This window comes from Bacillus sp. FS02 (genome assembly GCF_024398395.1).
In the GTDB taxonomy this organism is placed as follows: domain Bacteria; phylum Bacillota; class Bacilli; order Bacillales; family Bacillaceae; genus Bacillus; species Bacillus altitudinis.
Genome location: NZ_CP074101.1, coordinates 40,409 through 58,453 on the forward strand (window position 1 = coordinate 40,409; position 18,045 = coordinate 58,453).

General features: G+C 40.9%; 14 protein-coding genes and 4 pseudogenes. 17 read left to right on the plus strand and 1 reads right to left on the minus strand.

From position 1 onward, the window contains the following. Positions 1-65 precede the first annotated feature (65 nt). The 5 genes from KFQ09_RS00190 (at position 66) to KFQ09_RS00210 (ending at position 4,660) form a co-directional block, all read left to right on the plus strand. Positions 66-842: a MurR/RpiR family transcriptional regulator gene (locus KFQ09_RS00190; RefSeq protein WP_007499235.1), complete on the plus strand. Its 777-nt coding sequence runs from the start codon at positions 66-68 to the stop codon at positions 840-842. A gap of 129 nt (positions 843-971) precedes the next feature. Then, positions 972-1,886 (plus strand): 1-phosphofructokinase, encoded by a 915-nt coding sequence (gene pfkB, locus KFQ09_RS00195; RefSeq protein ID WP_251210678.1) that lies wholly within the window; start codon positions 972-974, stop codon positions 1,884-1,886. 12 nt (positions 1,887-1,898) lie between these two features. Continuing rightward, positions 1,899-3,314, plus strand: a complete 1,416-nt coding sequence (locus tag KFQ09_RS00200; protein ID WP_255835911.1) for a PTS fructose transporter subunit IIC — start codon at positions 1,899-1,901, stop codon at positions 3,312-3,314. 15 nt (positions 3,315-3,329) lie between these two features. Next, positions 3,330-3,788 carry a PTS sugar transporter subunit IIA gene (locus KFQ09_RS00205; protein ID WP_039167830.1) on the plus strand — a complete coding sequence of 153 codons (459 nt, stop codon included), beginning with the start codon at positions 3,330-3,332 and terminating at the stop codon, positions 3,786-3,788. 2 nt (positions 3,789-3,790) lie between these two features. Beyond that, positions 3,791-4,660: a class II fructose-bisphosphate aldolase gene (locus KFQ09_RS00210; RefSeq protein WP_041092770.1), complete on the plus strand. Its 870-nt coding sequence runs from the start codon at positions 3,791-3,793 to the stop codon at positions 4,658-4,660. A gap of 43 nt (positions 4,661-4,703) precedes the next feature. Here the strand turns inward: KFQ09_RS00210 and KFQ09_RS00215 are convergent. Then, positions 4,704-6,225: pseudogene (locus tag KFQ09_RS00215) on the minus strand (MDR family MFS transporter); the annotation flags it as partial. Between the two features lie 170 nt (positions 6,226-6,395). Between KFQ09_RS00215 and KFQ09_RS00220 the strand changes: the two are divergent. The 12 genes and pseudogenes from KFQ09_RS00220 to alsE all read left to right on the plus strand — a co-directional run bounded on the left by KFQ09_RS00220 (position 6,396) and on the right by alsE (position 18,017). Next, positions 6,396-6,815 carry a MarR family winged helix-turn-helix transcriptional regulator gene (locus KFQ09_RS00220; RefSeq protein ID WP_052472197.1) on the plus strand — a complete coding sequence of 140 codons (420 nt, stop codon included), beginning with the start codon at positions 6,396-6,398 and terminating at the stop codon, positions 6,813-6,815. A 207-nt stretch (positions 6,816-7,022) separates the two neighbouring features. Then, a complete protein-coding gene (locus KFQ09_RS00225; RefSeq protein WP_255835912.1) occupies positions 7,023-8,669 on the plus strand; it encodes a T7SS effector LXG polymorphic toxin in 1,647 nt (548 codons plus the stop codon). A gap of 20 nt (positions 8,670-8,689) precedes the next feature. Next, complete coding sequence (locus tag KFQ09_RS00230; RefSeq protein ID WP_017367369.1) at positions 8,690-9,109, plus strand: hypothetical protein; 420 nt, start codon at positions 8,690-8,692, stop codon at positions 9,107-9,109. Between the two features lie 86 nt (positions 9,110-9,195). Then, a pseudogene (locus KFQ09_RS00235) lies at positions 9,196-10,001 on the plus strand (phage portal protein); the annotation flags it as partial. Further along, positions 9,998-10,895 (plus strand): annotated as a pseudogene (locus tag KFQ09_RS00240) (phage minor head protein). The pseudogenes KFQ09_RS00235 and KFQ09_RS00240, both read left to right, overlap by 4 nt. Positions 10,896-10,989: 94 nt before the next feature. Next, on the plus strand, positions 10,990-11,754 hold the full coding sequence (locus KFQ09_RS00245; protein ID WP_017367367.1) for a TRADD-N-associated membrane domain-containing protein: 765 nt from the start codon (positions 10,990-10,992) through the stop codon (positions 11,752-11,754). 121 nt (positions 11,755-11,875) lie between these two features. After that, the gene (locus KFQ09_RS00250; RefSeq protein ID WP_017367366.1) at positions 11,876-12,523 is read left to right on the plus strand and encodes a hypothetical protein; all 648 of its coding nucleotides are present in this window, start codon (positions 11,876-11,878) and stop codon (positions 12,521-12,523) included. Positions 12,524-12,573: 50 nt separating this feature from the next. Further along, positions 12,574-13,473 (plus strand): annotated as a pseudogene (locus KFQ09_RS19500) (XkdF-like putative serine protease domain-containing protein). A 226-nt stretch (positions 13,474-13,699) separates the two neighbouring features. After that, entirely contained in the window at positions 13,700-15,736 is a 2,037-nt protein-coding gene (locus KFQ09_RS00260) for a BglG family transcription antiterminator (protein ID WP_255836255.1), read from the plus strand. Positions 15,737-15,751: 15 nt separating this feature from the next. Then, complete coding sequence (locus tag KFQ09_RS00265; protein WP_017359544.1) at positions 15,752-16,018, plus strand: PTS sugar transporter subunit IIB; 267 nt, start codon at positions 15,752-15,754, stop codon at positions 16,016-16,018. A 26-nt stretch (positions 16,019-16,044) separates the two neighbouring features. Continuing rightward, positions 16,045-17,307: a PTS ascorbate transporter subunit IIC gene (locus tag KFQ09_RS00270; protein WP_255835913.1), complete on the plus strand. Its 1,263-nt coding sequence runs from the start codon at positions 16,045-16,047 to the stop codon at positions 17,305-17,307. A 17-nt stretch (positions 17,308-17,324) separates the two neighbouring features. Continuing rightward, the gene (gene alsE / locus KFQ09_RS00275; protein ID WP_048001466.1) at positions 17,325-18,017 is read left to right on the plus strand and encodes a D-allulose 6-phosphate 3-epimerase; all 693 of its coding nucleotides are present in this window, start codon (positions 17,325-17,327) and stop codon (positions 18,015-18,017) included. The last annotated feature ends 28 nt before the right edge of the window (positions 18,018-18,045 follow it).

Genomic DNA, 18,045 nt, shown 5'->3' on the forward strand with positions numbered 1-18,045 from the left:
AAAAGAATCACCTTGTTTTCATAGGGCATTTAATTATAGTATGAAATGAGTAAGGGGGAATCGCATTGAATGAACCATTATTTAATATACCAAGTGATGTGTATCAAACGTTAAGTGAAACAGAACGTTATTTACTGCATTATATTCACCAGCATTTAGAGGATATCTCCACCTTATCCATCGTCACATTAAGTGAAAGAGCCAACGTGTCGACAGCGACCATTGTCAGACTGATGAAGAAAATCGGATACAACGGCTATACATCCTTTAAATATCGATTGAAACAAGAAAAGAAAATGACAGATGATAGTGATCAACTAAAAAATATTGACGAAGACATCAAACTAGCCATTCGAAAAAATGAAGAAGAGGTCTTAAAGACGATTCAACTGCAAAGTATTGGGCAAATTGAGGATGCGGTTCAAAAGATCCATGATGCGGACAAAATTTATATTTTTGGCAGAGGCTTTTCAGAGATGATCGCCAAAGAGATGACCATCAAATTGCAGCTCATCGGAAAAACATGTGAAGTTCATGACGACCCGAATATCATTCGGCTCAAATCGCGTGACATTGATAAAAACGAACTTGCCATCTTTGTTTCATTAAATGGAGAAACGTCAGAACTAGTGGAAGCCTGCCAAAACCTCAGTATGAAGCAGGTCACGACCATTACAGTCACAACTAGAATTGATTCTACATTAAGTAAAATATCAGATATGACACTCGTCGGATATAAAGGGGAACAATCATTCTTCCCAGATTATGAAGTCAGGTCCCGCCTGTCGCTTCATGTCATTGCCCGCATTTTACTAGACGCCTATGTGATTCGGATGAAATAAATACTCAAAAAGCCTTCCACACTTTATGATGGGGGCTTTTTACCGTGAAAACCTTTACACAATCTGAAAACATTTTCACTGAATCGTATGAGATACTTTCTTTAGAGAAAAGAAAGAAGGTGAAACCAATTGATTTATACCTGCACCTTAAATCCTGCTATTGACCTATATATTGCATTAAAAGAAATGCGGGCAGATACAGTCAACCGCACGGAAGATGAGGATTATCAGCCGAATGGAAAAGGTGTTAATGTGTCCATTATGCTAAAGAAATATGGCTTCACCAGCACTGCATTAGGATTTATTGCTGGGTTTTCAGGTTCATATATTGAACAATCGTTAAACGATCTCTCCATTCAAACTGATTTTATCCCAGTGGATGGGATTACACGCATTAATGTATTTATTAACACAACGGAAGAATACAAGCTTGTGAATCAAGGACCTGCTATTGAGGCAAAAGCGCTTGATGCCTTTCGTAAAAAAATCTCGACCATTCCAAAAGGCAGCATCTTCATTATGTCAGGCAGTCTGCCTAAAGGCGTTCCTGCTAGCATTTTCTCAGAGATAGCCGCTATTTGTCATCAAAACAACGTGAAATTTATTTTAGACACAAGCTCTAAAGCGGTTTTAGAAACACTTCAATACAAACCATATTTACTAAAACCAAATGAAGAAGAGATAGCCGCATTTTTTGGAAAAACCCACCGTTTATCAGAAACAGAACTCGTTGAATCAGGACGAAAGCTGATCGAGATGGGTGCAGAGCAAGTACTCATTTCCCGAGGAGGGGAAGGAGCTCTATTCCTTACAAACGAAGCCGTATTAAAAGGAAATGCACCAATAGGAACGGTCGTAAACACGGCTTGTTCTGGTGATGCCATGCTTGCTGCATTCCTAAGTAAACAGCTGGAAGGACAACCTCATGAAGAATGCTTACGCTACGGCATTGCAACAGGGGCATCTACCGCCTTTTCAAAAGGGTTAAGTGATTTACATGACATTGATTCATTAATTGAGCAAATACACATTCAGAACATATAAGGGGGAGTTCACATGAGCCGCAAGAAAATTGTCGCTGCCACTGGCTGTCCAACAGGCATTGCGCATACATTTATGGCAGCTGAGGCATTAAAAATCGCAGCTGAGCAATTAGGGGTCGACATCAAAGTTGAAACGCATGGTCAAGTAGGAATTGAAAACGCTTTAACGGATCAAGACATTTTGGAGGCCGATGGGGTCATTGTCGCTGCTGACAAAGATGTGAATACAGATCGCTTTCACGGCAAACCACTGATTGAAGTGCCTGTAGCCAAGGGGATTCGCACACCAAACGAACTGATTCAAGGCATTATCAATGGAGAAGCCCCCGTTCATCAAGTGAAAGGAAGAGCTTCTGGAACAGAAACAACATCTGCGCCTTCATCAGCTCAACAAAAGTCAGCGAATAAGTGGATACACATCATCTACAAACATTTAATGAACGGTGTATCACATATGCTTCCATTTGTTGTTGGAGGCGGGGTCTTAATTGCTTTATCTTTTCTATTCGGTATTTACTCAGCTGATCCTCAGCATGAAACGTATCATCCGTTTGCTGCCTACTTGAAAAACATTGGCGGACTCGGTTTTAGCTTAATGGTACCTATTTTAGCAGCATTTATCGCTGATTCAATCGCCAAGCGCCCAGGGATGGTTGTCGGATTTATCGGTGGCTTGCTTGCAAACGATGGAGGTGCTGGATTCTTAGGTGGTATTATCGCAGGTTTTGCAGCAGGGTATATCATCGTACTTCTTCAATTCCTGCTTCAAAAATTACCAGCATCACTTGACGGATTAAAATCAATTTTTATCTATCCTGTCATTGGTATTTTCTTAATTGGGGCTGTCATGACCCCGCTATTAGTTCCAATCACAGGGCTAAATAATTCATTAATGGATTTTCTCTCATCAGTTCAATCCACAAATCCATTGCTTTTAGGTTTAATTGTTGGAGCCATGTGTGGATTTGATATGGGAGGACCTTTTAACAAAGCAGCCTATGTCACAGGAACGGCTTTACTCGCAGAAGGTAACCTTTACTTCATGGCAGGGGTGTCAGCAGCATGTATCACACCACCGCTTATCATTGCGATTGCCACAACGATTTTCCGAAAACATTTTACACCACAAGAACGAAATGCTGGGATGATCAACTATATTCTCGGAGCGACTCATATTACCGAAGGAGCCATTCCATTTGCAGCAAAAAACCCAGTCGTTGTCCTGCCAATTATCATGTTTGGTTCCGCCATCTCTGCTATATTGACGTATCTCTTTGGCGTACAGGTTCCAGCTCCGCATGGCGGATTCCTTGTCCTTCCAGTCGTCACAGGCGCATTCCAGTGGGTGCTTTCCATACTCATCGGCTCACTTGTAGGTGCGATTCTATACGGACTTTACCGCAAGAAAATAGACAAACCCGCAGTTTAATAGGGAGGAAGAGAAATGATGGAACATATTTATATGAATCTACATGAAACAGCTTCTTCACAGGCTGGCGTTTTCGCAGCCATAGCTGACATTGCCTCTAAAGCAGGGATTTGTACATCTCCTGAGGCTGTCAAAAAAGGACTAGCTGAAAGAGAAGCTCTGAGTACAACCGGCTTTCAAGATGGATTTGCCATTCCGCATACACAGTCAGACACCATCACAAAACCGGCACTCGTCATCGTCCGTACAGAAACCGGAATCGAATGGGACGCTTTTGATGGAAAGCCTTGCTTTTTCTTCTTATCCTTACTCATTCCAAAAAGTGAAGCAGGAACCACTCACTTACAAGCACTTTCTGCTCTTTCACGCGGATTAATGGATGAAACGAAACGGCAAAAACTGCTCGAAACAAGAACAAATGAAGAAATGCTCGCTGTATTAAAAACAGATATTTTGACGAGAGAGGATGTTTGACCATGCCTTTACTTTCCACAACACCTATGCTTGAAGCAGCAAAAAAAGAAAAATACGGAATTGTCGCTTTCAATGTACATTCCTTTGATAGTATTTACTGGGTACTCGAAACGGCAGCTGAATTAAAATCACCTGTCATTTTGCAAACAACGGTTGGCACGGTCCAATCGCTTGGCGCAAAAGCCATTGCAGATACAGTAAAGGCGGCAGCTGATCAATACCAAATACCAATCGGCCTTCATCTCGATCATTGCACTGATTTTGATGTGATTCTGACTTGTATACGAGCGGGATATACATCCGTGATGATCGATGCTTCCATGCATTCATATGAAGAAAATGTACGCCGCACAAAAGAAGTGGTGGACCTTGCCTTAAAAGTAGGTGTGAATGTAGAAGCCGAGTTAGGCAAGGTAGGCGGGGTAGAAGATGATATTGTCGTGGATGAAAAAGATGCTCAAAAAGCCATTCCATCAGAATGCCGTCAATTTGTAGAAGAAACTGGTGTACCTACTTTAGCACCTGCGATCGGCACGGCCCACGGCATCTATAAAGGGGTGCCGGATATCGACTTTGACCGCATTGAACAAATTGCAGCGCTTGTCGATGTGCCGCTTGTCCTTCATGGTGGTTCAGCTGTACCAGATGAGGATGTCAAAAGATGTGTCGCACTCGGTATGGCAAAGGTCAATGTGTCCACTGAACTGAAAAATGCATACTCTGAAGCGATTCGTGATCATTTCTCAAACGAACCTGAAAGCTTAGATCCGCGTATGTATTTACAAAAAGCAAAACAAGCAGCCAAAGACATGGTCACATCTAAAATAAAGATCGTTGGCAGTGAAGGAAAAGCCCAACTTTTATATCAATAAGATGAAAAAAAGCAGAGCCGCATCGCTCTGCTTTTTTCACATTATTCGCTTTCTTTCATTTCATTTGATGTACGTACTCGTGCATTTCCCATAAATACGACCGTAATCGCCGCAAGTGCAATCGGGAATAAAGCAATCATAAATACATACGTAATACTTTGTGACATCGCATCAATCACTTTATTTAAAATATCAGGCGGAATTTGTGAGCGTGCCCCCTCTTGGAAAATGGCTTGTGGATCACCAACTTGAGAAGAAGCTCCTTTCATTCCGCTAAAAGCATCTGCTAAACGATTTGTCAGGACATTGGTTTGAATCGTTCCAAAAATCGTCACGCCTAAAGTCATCCCAAGTGATCTCATGAACGAATTGGTAGAATTAGCACTGCCGCGGTAGCGCGGAGAGAGATCATTCATTGAAGCAGATGGCAGAAGGGAGAAGCTAAATCCAACGCCAAAACCTGAAATCATCATAAAGAGCGTAAGCCACAATCTTGCTGTATCAGGCGACATATTGGCAAGCAGCAGCATCCCAGCAAAAAATGAAATCACAGAGATAGTCATTAATCGTCTAAAAGGTACTTTCGTCTGCATCGTTCCGCCAATCATACTGCCAATCACGGAACCAATCATCATCGGTGTTAAAATGAACCCGGCACTTGTTGCAGATTCACCGTACACCGCCTGGACGAAGATAGGAATAAAGACAGCTAGAATAATAAACGTCCCGCCATATAAAAACGCCAAGATTTGAGATGTCGCAAACAGACGATTTTTAAACATCCAAAATGAAATAATCGGTTCTTCTGCCTTCCGTTCAACAATGAAGAAGATGGTGCCAAAGACAACAAACACAGCAAATAGTGTCAAGATTTGAACAGAATCCCACGCATACGATTTACCGCCAAGCTCAAGGGCGAACATTAAACTGACAACCGCAACGACAAGTGTAATGGCACCTGACCAGTCAATTTTCTGCTTACGATGCTCGAGCGATTCTTGATAAAATTTGGCGATCAAGAACACACTGACGATACCAATTGGTACGTTAATATAAAACACCCAATGCCAGCCGATCGAATCCGTAATAATTGCTCCTAACAGCGGTCCTAATACACTGGATAGACCAAAAACTGCACCAAACATACCGGACATTTTCCCGCGCTTTTCTGGCGGGAAGATATCAAAGATAATCGTGAAAGCGATTGGAAGAAGAGCACCGCCTCCAAGTCCTTGAATCGCACGGTAAATAATGAGCTGATCCATTGTTTGTGCGATGCCGCACAGCGCAGATCCAATTAAAAAGAAAATAAGTCCAAACAGAAAAAAACGCTTTCGACCATACATATCTGAAAGCTTTCCATAAATCGGCATACCGGCCATCACTGCCACCATATAAGAAGCAGTCACCCAAGCAAATTTATCAAAACTGCCCAAATCGGCGACGATGCTTCCCATTGCTGTTGCGACAATGGTGTTGTCCATCGCTGCCATAAAAATCCCTAACAGCAACCCGATGACAACAAAGCGAGTGGATGCCTTGCCTTTATGATCCACGTTATTCATTTCATTTACCTCCTGCTTACGTTCTCTTCACTTTTTTGCTATGATCAAGTTAATTATAAAGTAAGAGAACATTTATCTTGATGATCAAGATAAATTGATTTTAAAGGGAGGAGAACAAGTTGTCAATAAAGAACGAGGCAGAAGATCGAGCGGACCAGATCATACATACGATGAGACGCCTTGCTACACGAACAGTCCTATTTCACCAAGCAGCCGCTCAAGCGCTCGGCCTTTTCCCAACAGATCTCAAATCAGCAGATTTGTTAAACGAACTTGGACCACTCACAGCAGGTGAATTAAGTGAAAAAACCGGTCTTAGCTCAGGTGCGGTCACAGCTCTCATTGACCGGTTAGAAAAAGCAGGCTACGTCAAAAGGGAGAAGGACCCAAAAGACAAGCGAAGGGTCATCATTGTTCCATTAACGGCTGGGAAATCACAAGTGAAGGAACTCTTTCAATCTTTATCGGCATCAACTAAACAGCTCACAAACGAATACAAACGAGAAGATTTAGACTTGATCATTCAATTTATTAACGAAGCAGCAGATATTATGGACCAAGAGCTACAATTGCTTAAGTCTAAGTCTTAAGAGAGCACAATGTTAAGGGGGTGCTTTTCTTTGAAAAATAAAATAGCGAGGATATGCTTCTGATCATTTACATATTAAGTACTGTTTTTGTATCTTTATTCCTATTTAATGACAAACTTCGTGTTGGTAAAATTGACCTTGTCAATGAATAGGAAGGAGTGAATTCTGCTGGGGAAGATACTTGATGCAAAAGCACTAACCAGTGCCATGGATACAAGGGCAAAACACTATCAGGAACTCCGCGAACAAATGATAGATTTAAAAAAGGCACTTCAAGGTGTTGCCAATCTCGGTGACGACTTCACTGGAAAAGGTGCCGATAACATTAAAAGCTTCTACAAAGAACTCGCCGGAAATGTGGACATGTTTATTAATTTCATTGATAAACAAAAAGCCTTTCATGAAGGTGTTTCTGGGACACTTGATGATACAAACTTTGGCGGCGACACCTTTGTAGAAGAACACTTTTTAGACAACGCTGTACATATGGGAATCAAGAATGCCAAAAGCATCGTGAAGGATCAAAAAAAGGCACTCAAAACGATTTTTCAAGATATTGATGACCTCATTTCTCTGGAGGTATTTGATAGTAAAACCTTTGACGAAAAGATTGCAGATGCGGAAGATGAACGGAAGAAAACGGTTAAAGATTTAATAGAACTTGATCAAAATCTAAAAGATGAATATGCTTTGTCAGAGACTGAGGAGAAGGCTACAATGGCATTGTACGCAGAAATGATCAATGCCACAAATGACGGAAAGTCCATTTCGCCTATGAATTTTGACAAGAAATCGTATCAAAATAGCGAAATCTACAAGGCGAAAAGCGATATTGAGAAGCAAACTTCTGAATATCTAAAAATCAAAAAAGATCAAGAAGAAGCCCGCGAGATCGCAAAGGAACAGGAAGCGCTCGCCAACCGTCCTTGGTATGAAAAAGCTCTTGATTACGGAGGAAATATCGTCAATGAACTGACAGGCGTGAACGATGCAAAACGTGCCGCAACAGGTGTCGATCCGATCACAGGTGAAGAACTTACCGCAGGCCAGCGAGTCGCCGCAGGCGGCATGGCAGCAGCAGGATACATCCCGATTGTCGGCTGGGCAGGACGTATTTTCAAAGGCGGAAAAGCCGTCTATAAAACGACTCAAGCCACGTCCGCCGCAGTCAGAGCAGTCGACATTTACAAGACATCACAGAAGTCTTTCGATGCGTTGAAAACATCACAAAAAGGCTTATATGGACTCACCGCGACCAACGGCTTCAGTGAAGCGATTACGGGTCGAGATATGTTTGGAAACAAGGTCTCGAAAGAACAGCAGGAAGCGAGTATGAATGCGGCGCTGGGGATGCTTTTGCCGTTTGGGGCGAAAGGGTTTCATGGAAAGGTGGGAATTCAGGGTGCAGGTGGAGATTCTGCTAGAAGAACTGTAATTAGTCCAGAAATTGAAGCTAAGATTCTAGAAGGACAACGGAAGGTCCCCAAAAATCAGTTAATAGGTGGACATTCGCCTAGAATTAATAATGATAATGAAAAATTTGCAGTTGAAGTATTATCAACAAATGCGAATGGTACAAAAAATGTTATATTTACAAAACAGTTTTCTGATGGAAATATCTCTAAGATTAAAAAAAGCACGCTCTTTCCTGATTCTTGGAAGGATGAGAAAATTCTCAAAAGTATTACCGACGTTGGAGATACAGCAGCTATTTCATCAAGATTAAGAGATAGAGCAACTTGGCATAGAGCACGTATTGATGGTGTAGAAATTGATGTGATTAAAGTGGGGAAAGATGTAACTAGCGGGTATCCGACAGGTACAGAAAATGCTTTACGCCCATCAGGATTTTAATTTAAATGGAGGTATTAAATGTGTTTAAGGAATTAGATAATCTTTTATCTGCTGATACAACGGTAGATTCGTGGTATGACGACGGGTGTTTGATTGCTAGTGAGATTCTCTCGGATTTTAGCCTGAACGATTGGGAAGAATTATCAAATCAGGTGCGCAATAAGCCAATAGAGTGGCAGCGGAAAATTGCGTATTGTCTGGATAATGAGTGCAATGAATATGAGTTGAAAATTTTAATGGATTTGTTGAATACTAATGATAAAGAACTATTTGAGATCTGTATTGATACATTGAGAAGTTTTCCAATTGAGGAAGGCAAAAAATTGATATTGGAGCATCCTCAAATTTTAGAACGTGTAAATAATGTGTTGGCTACTACTGCGAATTCACCAGTAAAATTAGTTCTTCAAGATTTCCTTTCAAAAATGAATTCAAATTAGTTCATTTTTAATGAGATTATACAAAAAAACCTTGAATGGCTTAATACCTTTCAAGGTTTTTGGTGTTATTGGACTTCAAGCAGAGCGGCAGCGGTACATATGGTGTTCCTCGCTGGATTGGTAACATCGTCAAAATGTACGGAGCACGCAAGACAGAAGAACTGAACTATCTGTACTTTAAACAAGGTCGGCATGTGCCGGCAGTTATTACAGTGGAAAATGGAATGCTGTCCGAGTCTTCCTATCAGCAGCTGCAAGAGTACATGAACGGCATTGAAGGTTCAGACAATGCACATAAGTTTCTTTTGCTTGAAGTCGAAGGGATTCCTAAAAAGAAAAAGGACGAAGTAAGCAATGACGAAGACCCTGCACCTGTGAAAGTTGAAATAAAATAACTGGCCGAGATTCTTCAGGAGGATGCGCTGTTTCTTGAATACGACGAGAAGACGAGAAACAAGATACGTTCTTCTTTCCGTCTGCCGCCGATCTACACAGGCGAATCAAAGGATTATAACAAGGCTACAACAGATACCGCTCGAAAGACAACGGAAGAGCAGGTATTTCAGCCGGAAAGAATGATCATCACTGGCAAGTTCAACACACTCTTTCTTCCTGATCTCGATCTGTTCTGCTCGAAATTGCTAAGGTTCTTACACCGTTTATTCAAGCAGGAGCGGTTTCACCGAATGACCTGCGTGATCTGGCTGGCCGTATTCTAGGAAAAACTTTAGAAGAATGGCCTGAAGAACAATATCACAGACCGATTGAGACTAAGCCAAAGGCATCAACAAGCTTTCTTGATACGGTTCTTCAAAAGTCAGCAGGTTCTCAGAATGAATTGGTATCGATCCTCAAGGACCTTAGAGATGTAATGGAGGAGATCCGCAAATGAGCAAGGTCGATCAGCTAATCAGAAGCATTAATGTCTTTGTGCAAAAAGTGGAATCGGATGAGGTTGAAGAACTAGAAGCAGCTGTAGCTGATTTCCCTGAACTGACGGATATACCCTCTTTGGTGGAAGAGTACGAGAAAACCACCGCAAAACTTCTCAGATTGCAACGCAGGACGTTTTTGAATGAACTAAATGGTTTTTATATCCAAGGACGATTCGGAGACGTTAGAATCAATTCTAGCATTCTTTCAAAATGACTTGTTTGCAGCTGACGAATTTGCGGAGCTGTTTGGAAAAGAAACGGCCATATTTCTGACATTGACCGTCACGCAGCTGGCCGAGAAGATTATGCATTCCATCGATGCTGATATTCCATTCAAGGTGCTTTCTGAGAAAACTGAACAGTGGATTGAATCGTGGTCGCAGGAGTTGGCGCAGCTGATGAAGCTGAATATTCATACGGCCATTGAGCAAACGCTGAAGGAAGGAATAAAAGAAGGCCGCTCTATCCAAGAAATTGAACTGGAGCTGAAGGACCTTCCTGAATTCAGCCGGAAGCGTGCACGTGTCACAGCTGTAACTGAAGTGCTGACCGCTTCTTCTGTCGCTCAACATGAATCCTATGTTCAATCCCCGGCAGTAACGGGGAAGAAGTGGAAGCATAGCGGTGGAAAAAAGAATCAGTCCAGAGAAAGTCATGTGCAGCTGGACGGCACGATCATTCCTTTGGATGAAGAATTTGAGATACCAGGAAGCGGAGAGCGGTGCATGTTTCCGAGAGATACCAAGCTTTCTCCTAAAGAGCGTGTGAACTGTCATTGTGCGGTTGGTCCTGTTATTCTCGGATTGTCAGCTGAGGAAAAAGAAGAGATTAGAAGAGAGAGAATTATCTAACATGAAATTAATGTATGTAATGCTAAAAATTATTATATAATCATTCTGTTTTGTGATATCTTTACTTTATATTAAAAGTAAAGAGGTTATTAAAATGGATAATTCATTAAATCCTGGAGAGACAATGAGTAGTGATACAAAACCCGATCTTAAACGCCTTGAGAGAGAAAAGACATTATTAGAACTTAGGGCAAAAAGAAGAAAAGTTATTTGCATTGTAATTGGATTATTTTATATGTTATTTGGTTTAGGTATTTCCCTTCAAATTAGAATGGAACATAGTGGGATGATGATCTTAATGACTTCTTTGTTTGGTGTACTCATAATTTTAATGCCATATATCACTCCAAACCAACGACTAACCACAATGATATACGATATTGAAAGGGAAATTGACTTGCTGCAAAGTGATGATTCCTTAAAAAATAGAAGTGAGACTCTATTCAAACAACACGATTTACAATTGAAAAGATATTATGACCTTAATCTAAGGCAAAACTCTTTTGTGTTTTGGGTTGGGATCAGTTGCATTACTCTAGGTTTTGTATTTATAGGGATAACACTGTATCTGATATCAGGAAATATGTTGGGTGGTCCACAAAACAAAATAATAGTAGCTGCAACCGGTGCACTGGCAGGAATTCTCTCAAATTTTATTGGAGCTATTTACTTGAAAATGCATACTAATTCTATAAACTCTTTAACTGAGTTTCATAATAGGATTGTTAACACACATCATTTTTATTTTAGCAACTTTCTAATATCTCAAATAACTGATGAACATAAAAGGCAAGAGACATTGGCAAACCTAGCTCTAAATATAAGCAATGATAAAACCACTGAGAGTAAAGTTAAATAATATTTTACTGCGATGGGATTAGTAAAGGAATTTAGAATGTTTTTTAGAAGAGATAAGCACTTACAAAACATGGAACGAAATAGTATAATATCCTCATTACTTTTATGAAATGAGGGAAGTTATGGATTGGTTGGAGTTTTGGTCGTCAATAATTAAATCTTTATCCTGGCCTATTATCGTTTTAATAGCAGTTTATTGTTTGAGAAAGCCTGTTACTCAATTAATTGAGAAGATAGCTGAGTGGAAGCTCGCTTCACTTAAATATAAAGATTTTGAAGCGGTATTTAGTCAAGGCCTTCAAAAAGTCGAGTCAGAGTTAGAAGAATCTGAAATTAGCAATTCTGATGCTGAGGATTTTCCAACAAATAAGGAGTCCCCTTCTAAAAATTCAAGTGATGATCTTGGCGCTTCTATTACTGTGGGGGATAATAATTCAAATCCTAAAATCAATAAGATAGCTAAGGAAGCTCCTTATTTAGCAGTAGTTATGTCCTGGCTTTTAGTTGAAGATGAATTGAATTCTGTTTTAAATAAATTAGAAGTAGACCACCTAATGCGCCATCCCCCTATTGCTAAAATGGGTTATCTTGTGGAAAACAATTATTTGGAAAGAAGTTATTTTGATGCTTTTAGAGATTTGGCACGCTTAAGAAATGTAGCGGTTCATAATTATCAAGAAGCAAAAAATATATCTTATATAGAATCAAAAAAATATAACGATTTAACAAAGAAAATAATTAAGGGTCTCCAAAGCATAAATTTTGATTAAAGATCTTCTTCTAAAGAAGGTCTTTTTTCTTTTGAAAGGAGGTTAATGAATTGCCACGGGAATTGATTAATGCAAAAATCACACATGTTTCATACGTAGACAAAGCTGCTAATCAAAAGCAGTTTTTTTTCGTTAAGTCAGAAAAAGAAAATGACTTTTAAAAAGAGATCAAGGTCATTGCGAAGGCTGATGATGCGCAGCGTCTAGTATACGGTATTGTGTACGAACCAAACGTAGCTGATGCACATAGGGATTACATGACACCAGAAGAAATTGAAAAAGCCGCTCGCTCATGGGTTCCTGAAGGATGCACGTGAGATCGACAAGCAGCATGATTTCCAAGGCGGTGTCGGGGAAGTCGTTGAATCTTATATCGCTCCTTCCGATTTTGAAATGGGCGGTGAAGTTATCAAGAAAGGATCGTGGGTCCTTGTGACAAAAGCATCTGATGAAATCTGGGAACAGATTCAAAAGGGTGAGATCACCGGATACTCAATGGCCGGAACAGCAGACATAGGAAAGCAAGAACGTGAGCCAGCTTCTGATGAGAAGGGGCTTTTTTCTTTGCTTAAAAACTTCTTTTCTAAAGGAGAAGTAAAGAACCGATATGACAAAGGCCACATGCGTCGTGAGTTTTGGGCTGCACAAGATGCGCTGAATTCCGTTTTGTTTAAATGGGATTCCTACACCGATGAAGACTTGGAGAATGATCCTGACAAGGTGAGGTCAGCACTGCAAGATTTTGTGGAAATTACACAGGAGATTTTGCTTACTGATGACTTAGCGGTGATCCAAACTGATCCACCTGAAGAAGTCGCAAAAGCAGGTAGAAAGTTTTCAGCTGCTAACTTAACTGAATTGAAAAATGCCAGAGAGCCGCTATCGACAATCTGTTGAGTCAAGAGGCGGTTGAAATTGCTCAATGGGGCATTCGGAAGCTGATCACATAGCAAGGCAATTAAAAGCAGAAAAAGGGTTCTTTTTATACAAATCTCAAAGCACACTCATGCGGGTGTGCTTTTTCTTATGGCAAAAGAATCACCCAAAAGCTGCACAATACTTACTGAAAACATTTGGACTTCTTTGACGCATGCGAGTTGATTAGACTTATAACCAAAGGGAAGAAGGGAGGAATTCCAACTGTACTTAACCAAAAGGGGTACTACTTTGCTATCTATGCTGCTTCATACGACATCTTATTTATCAATAGAAGATTTACAGAATCGAATGAATGTCTCGACTCGAACCGTTTATGCTGAAATCAAACGAATGAACAGCTGGCTGGAAACTCATCAGCTTAGTGGTGTGCAGCGAAAAGGCCAACTTGGCTATTATTTAAATCCTCATGAAAAAGAAGTCATTATCGAAAAAGCTGACACTGTTCTTGTCGGTCATGACTATGAACCATGTGTAAAGGAACGAAGGGCCATCTTGCTTTTATCCATTGCATGTAGCGAGCATTGTCTAAGAATTGATGATTTTATGAAGATAACAAAGGTAAGCCGCAATACACTGCTTGAAGATATGAAACAACTAAAAGAAGCACTTTCAAAACAGCAGCTTACACTTCATTATCAGGCGGCCAGTGGCTATTTAATTTCAGGAGAAGAAAGAACAATTCGGTTGGCGCTGAAACCTTATATTCATTTCATTCGCACCATGATAAAAAATGAAAAAACGTTTCCATCGGTTTGGTTAAAGGGTCCTATCTCATATAAGAGAATACATGATCTCCTTCAACAATCCGAACAAGATCTGAAGCTTGAATTTGCAGATGACATGCTGGATCAGCTGTCTATGGATCTCTTTTTCTACTTTAAACGGATGAAGCTAGGACGTGCTGTACACATTTCAACAGAAGAAAAACGGACACTGCAGGAAACAGATGAATGCTTGGCTGCTATTCGTTTCATGGCGCAAATTCAAAAAGAAACCAGTCTTTTGGTTCATGATGATGAAATCTATTTTCTTAGCACCTTATGGCTCAGTGCCAAAAAACAAAAACTTCCAACAAGTCAAAAACCAGAAGAACATCTCATTCGAACCATTGCGAGACAAATGATCATGGACTTTCAGCGTTATGCGTGTATTTCCTTCCAGGAAGTAGAAGTCTTGGAACAAAACTTAACCATGCATTTAATTCCGGCCTATTATAGGCTCATCTATCACATTGAGATCATCAATGAATTAACAGATTCCATGAAACATGCACAGCCAGAGGTGTTTGACATCACGCAAAAGGTTGCTTGCCATTTAGAGAAGGCAGCCTGTTCAAAGATGAGCGATCATGAAATTGCCTATGTGGCGATGCATTTTGGCGGCTGGATGAGAAGAGAAGGGATTTCATCGATTGCGAAACGTTCTGTTTACATTGTCTGCGGAGAAGGAATTGGCACCAGTCACATGCTGAAAACGCAGCTTCTTGAATTAATCGGCTACATCGACATACGCGGACTGTTATCAAAACGTTCATATGAAGAATTAACATCCATTGATGCCGACTTTGTTGTGTCAACGACACCTATATCGTTTAAAGGAAAACCTGTTCATCTCGTGCACCCGATTCTCACTGCTTATGAGAAAAAAACATTGCTTCAATATGGAGAAGGCTCAGAACCTAAGCTTGATGAGCACCATGTGAATGCTTTATTCAATATCATTCAGCAGCATACCATCGTTCAAAATGAAAAAGCATTGCTTCATGACCTGAAGGAGCTGCTTCATCCCACATATGTATCACACCAGAAAGGGTGGAAACCAGTGTTAAACGATTTATTAACAGAAGAAACCATTCAGCTCCAGCAAACAGCAGACACATGGCAGGAGGCCATTACAAAAGCAGCACAGCCTTTGCTTGATCAACAAGCGATTCAGGAAAGTTATGTGAAAGCGATGATCCAGTCTGTTCATCAAAATGGCCCTTATATTGTGATTGCGCCACAAGTGGCGATTCCGCATGCCAGACCAGAGGATGGCGTGAACAAATTAAGCATGTCACTTATGTCATGTCATCAGCCCGTTTCCTTTTCAAAGGATGGAAAAAAGCAAGTTCGTCTCATCATTGTATTAGCTGCCATTGACAGTATGACCCACCTGAAAGCACTCAAACAGCTGACGATGCTGTTAAGTGAAGAAAAACGGGTGAGACAATTGATTGAAGCAGAGGAATTAGCAGCCATTCAACAACTAATCAATCGATTTTCACAAGTATAAAGGAGGAAAAAGAAAATGAAAAAAATTCTTGTTGTATGCGGAAACGGTTTAGGAAGCAGCTTTATTGTTGAAATGAATGTCAAAAAGGCATTAGAAGAATTAGGACTTTTAGCGGAAGTGGATCACACCGATCTCAGTACAAGCAAAAATGAACAAGCAGACCTCTATATTGGCGCAACAGACATTATCGATCAGCTGGATGACGGCACAAGAAAGGTCGCTGGATTAAATAACTTGTTAGACCAGGAAGCCATTAAAGACGTCCTTCGTAAACACATATAATCGACGGAAAAAGGGGGATTCACATCATGATAGAACTGATCATGAACGATATATTGGGCACACCCGCAATTCTCATCGGTTTGTTTGCACTCGCTGGTTTACTTTTGCAGAAAAAGTCAGCTGCCGATACTGTATCAGGCACCTTAAAAACAACAATGGGTTTTTTAATATTAGGAGCGGGCGCCACAGTCGTATCTGATTCACTTGGGGTTTTCAGGAAGATGTTTGAAGCAGCCTTTCACATTCAAGGGGTTGTCCCAAATACAGATGCCATGGCGGCCATTGCCCAAAAGGAATTCGGTACACAGACAGCGCTCATTATGATTTTTGGCATGTTGGTCAATTTGCTTTTGGCAAAATTCACACCCTTTAAATACGTCTTTTTAACTGGGCATCATACGCTATATATGGCGGCTATGCTTGCAGTCGTTCTGTCAACAGCCGGCATGCAAGGAACGCTGCTGATCACCACTGGTTCAATCGTATTAGGTGCAGCGATGGTCATTGCTCCCGCAATCCTTCAGCCGTTTACAAGGAAAGTCACTGGAAGTGATGATCTAGCGCTCGGTCATTTCAGTACGTTCGGCTATTTTACAGCGGGAATGATCGGCAAATGGGTCGGGCGCCCAGAGAAATCAACGGAAACCATTCAAGTGCCTAAATCACTCGGTTTTCTAAGAGATACATCGGTAGCCATCTCCATTACGATGGCTTTGCTTTTCTTTGCGATTGCACCGTTTGCGGGAATTTCATATATAGAAAACATTAGTGGTGGTACGAACTTTGCTGTCTTCATTCTCATTCAGGCAATTACCTTTGCTGCTGGGGTGTACATTATTTTAGCAGGTGTACGGATGGCAATCGGGGAAATTGTGCCTGCTTTCAAAGGGATTGCCGATCGTTTCGTCAAAGGGGCAAAGCCGGCACTTGATGCGCCAACTGTTTTCCCATTTGCTCCAAATGCAGTGATCATCGGTTTTTTATGCAGTTTTGCTGGAGGCATCGTGTCTATTTTCCTTCTTCCTTTGTTTGGTTTAACTGTCATTGTTCCTGGACTTGTGCCGCACTTTTTCTGCGGTGCGACAGCGGGCGTATATGGCAATGCAACAGGGGGAGTGAGAGGTGCAGTCGCCGGTTCCTTTGTGAATGGAATACTCCTTTCATTTTTACCAGCTTGTTTACTTCCTGTGTTAGGCACTCTTGGCTTTGAAGGGACAACATTTGGCGATACAGACTTCGGTATCATCGGAATCTTGATTGGATTGATCAAATTTATATTTCATCTTTAAAAAGGAGGCATTTCAGGATGACAGCTATTTTCTCACCTTCATTGATGTGCATGGATTTAACGCACTTCCGTGAACAAATTCAGCTGCTGAACACAAGGGCAGACCGTTATCATGTCGACGTCATGGATGGTCACTATGTAAAAAATATGACCTTATCACCCTTTTTCATTGAACAACTTCGGAAACTGACAGACGTTCCGATTGATGTTCATCTAATGGCCGAACAGCCTCAGGAATTTTTAATTGATGCATGTATTGATGCAGGCGCAACGATGATTTGTTTACATCCAGAAGTGGTGCAAAAAGACGTTTTTCGAATCATTCGGCATATCCACGAAAGAAAGTGTGAGGTCGGCTTTGTTCTCAATCCCGCCACACCAGTTGCAGCATTAGATGCTTTTATTCATTTAATAGACCGGGTGACGATCATGACAATTGATCCAGGGTTTGCGGGTCAGCCTTTTATCAAAGAAATGCTTCCGAAAATGAAAGCGGTGAAAGAAATCAAAGAGAAGGGGGGATACTCATTTTCAATTGAGGTAGACGGCTCTTGTAATGAAAGCACGTTCCGGTTGCTTGCTGAGGCAGGAAATGAAATTTACATCATCGGTACCTCAGGTTTATTTGGACTTCACGAAGAATTAGATAAAGCATGGGAAATAATGAAGCAATTGTTCGCAAAAGAAACAGCCACAATGAAATCACCTTAGTAAAAAGGAGGATGAAGCCCATCCTCTT

Coding starts and splice junctions, on each gene's coding strand:
- KFQ09_RS00200 (WP_255835911.1), top strand. CDS start 1,899: ATGAGCCGCAAGAAAATTGTCGCTGCCACTGGCTGTCCAACAGGCATT.
- KFQ09_RS00205 (WP_039167830.1), top strand. CDS start 3,330: ATGATGGAACATATTTATATGAATCTACATGAAACAGCTTCTTCACAG.
- KFQ09_RS00210 (WP_041092770.1), top strand. CDS start 3,791: ATGCCTTTACTTTCCACAACACCTATGCTTGAAGCAGCAAAAAAAGAA.
- KFQ09_RS00220 (WP_052472197.1), top strand. CDS start 6,396: ATGAGACGCCTTGCTACACGAACAGTCCTATTTCACCAAGCAGCCGCT.
- KFQ09_RS00225 (WP_255835912.1), top strand. CDS start 7,023: ATGGATACAAGGGCAAAACACTATCAGGAACTCCGCGAACAAATGATA.
- KFQ09_RS00245 (WP_017367367.1), top strand. CDS start 10,990: ATGGATAATTCATTAAATCCTGGAGAGACAATGAGTAGTGATACAAAA.
- KFQ09_RS00250 (WP_017367366.1), top strand. CDS start 11,876: ATGGATTGGTTGGAGTTTTGGTCGTCAATAATTAAATCTTTATCCTGG.
- KFQ09_RS00260 (WP_255836255.1), top strand. CDS start 13,700: ATGCTGCTTCATACGACATCTTATTTATCAATAGAAGATTTACAGAAT.
- KFQ09_RS00265 (WP_017359544.1), top strand. CDS start 15,752: ATGAAAAAAATTCTTGTTGTATGCGGAAACGGTTTAGGAAGCAGCTTT.
- KFQ09_RS00270 (WP_255835913.1), top strand. CDS start 16,045: ATGATAGAACTGATCATGAACGATATATTGGGCACACCCGCAATTCTC.
- alsE (WP_048001466.1), top strand. CDS start 17,325: ATGACAGCTATTTTCTCACCTTCATTGATGTGCATGGATTTAACGCAC.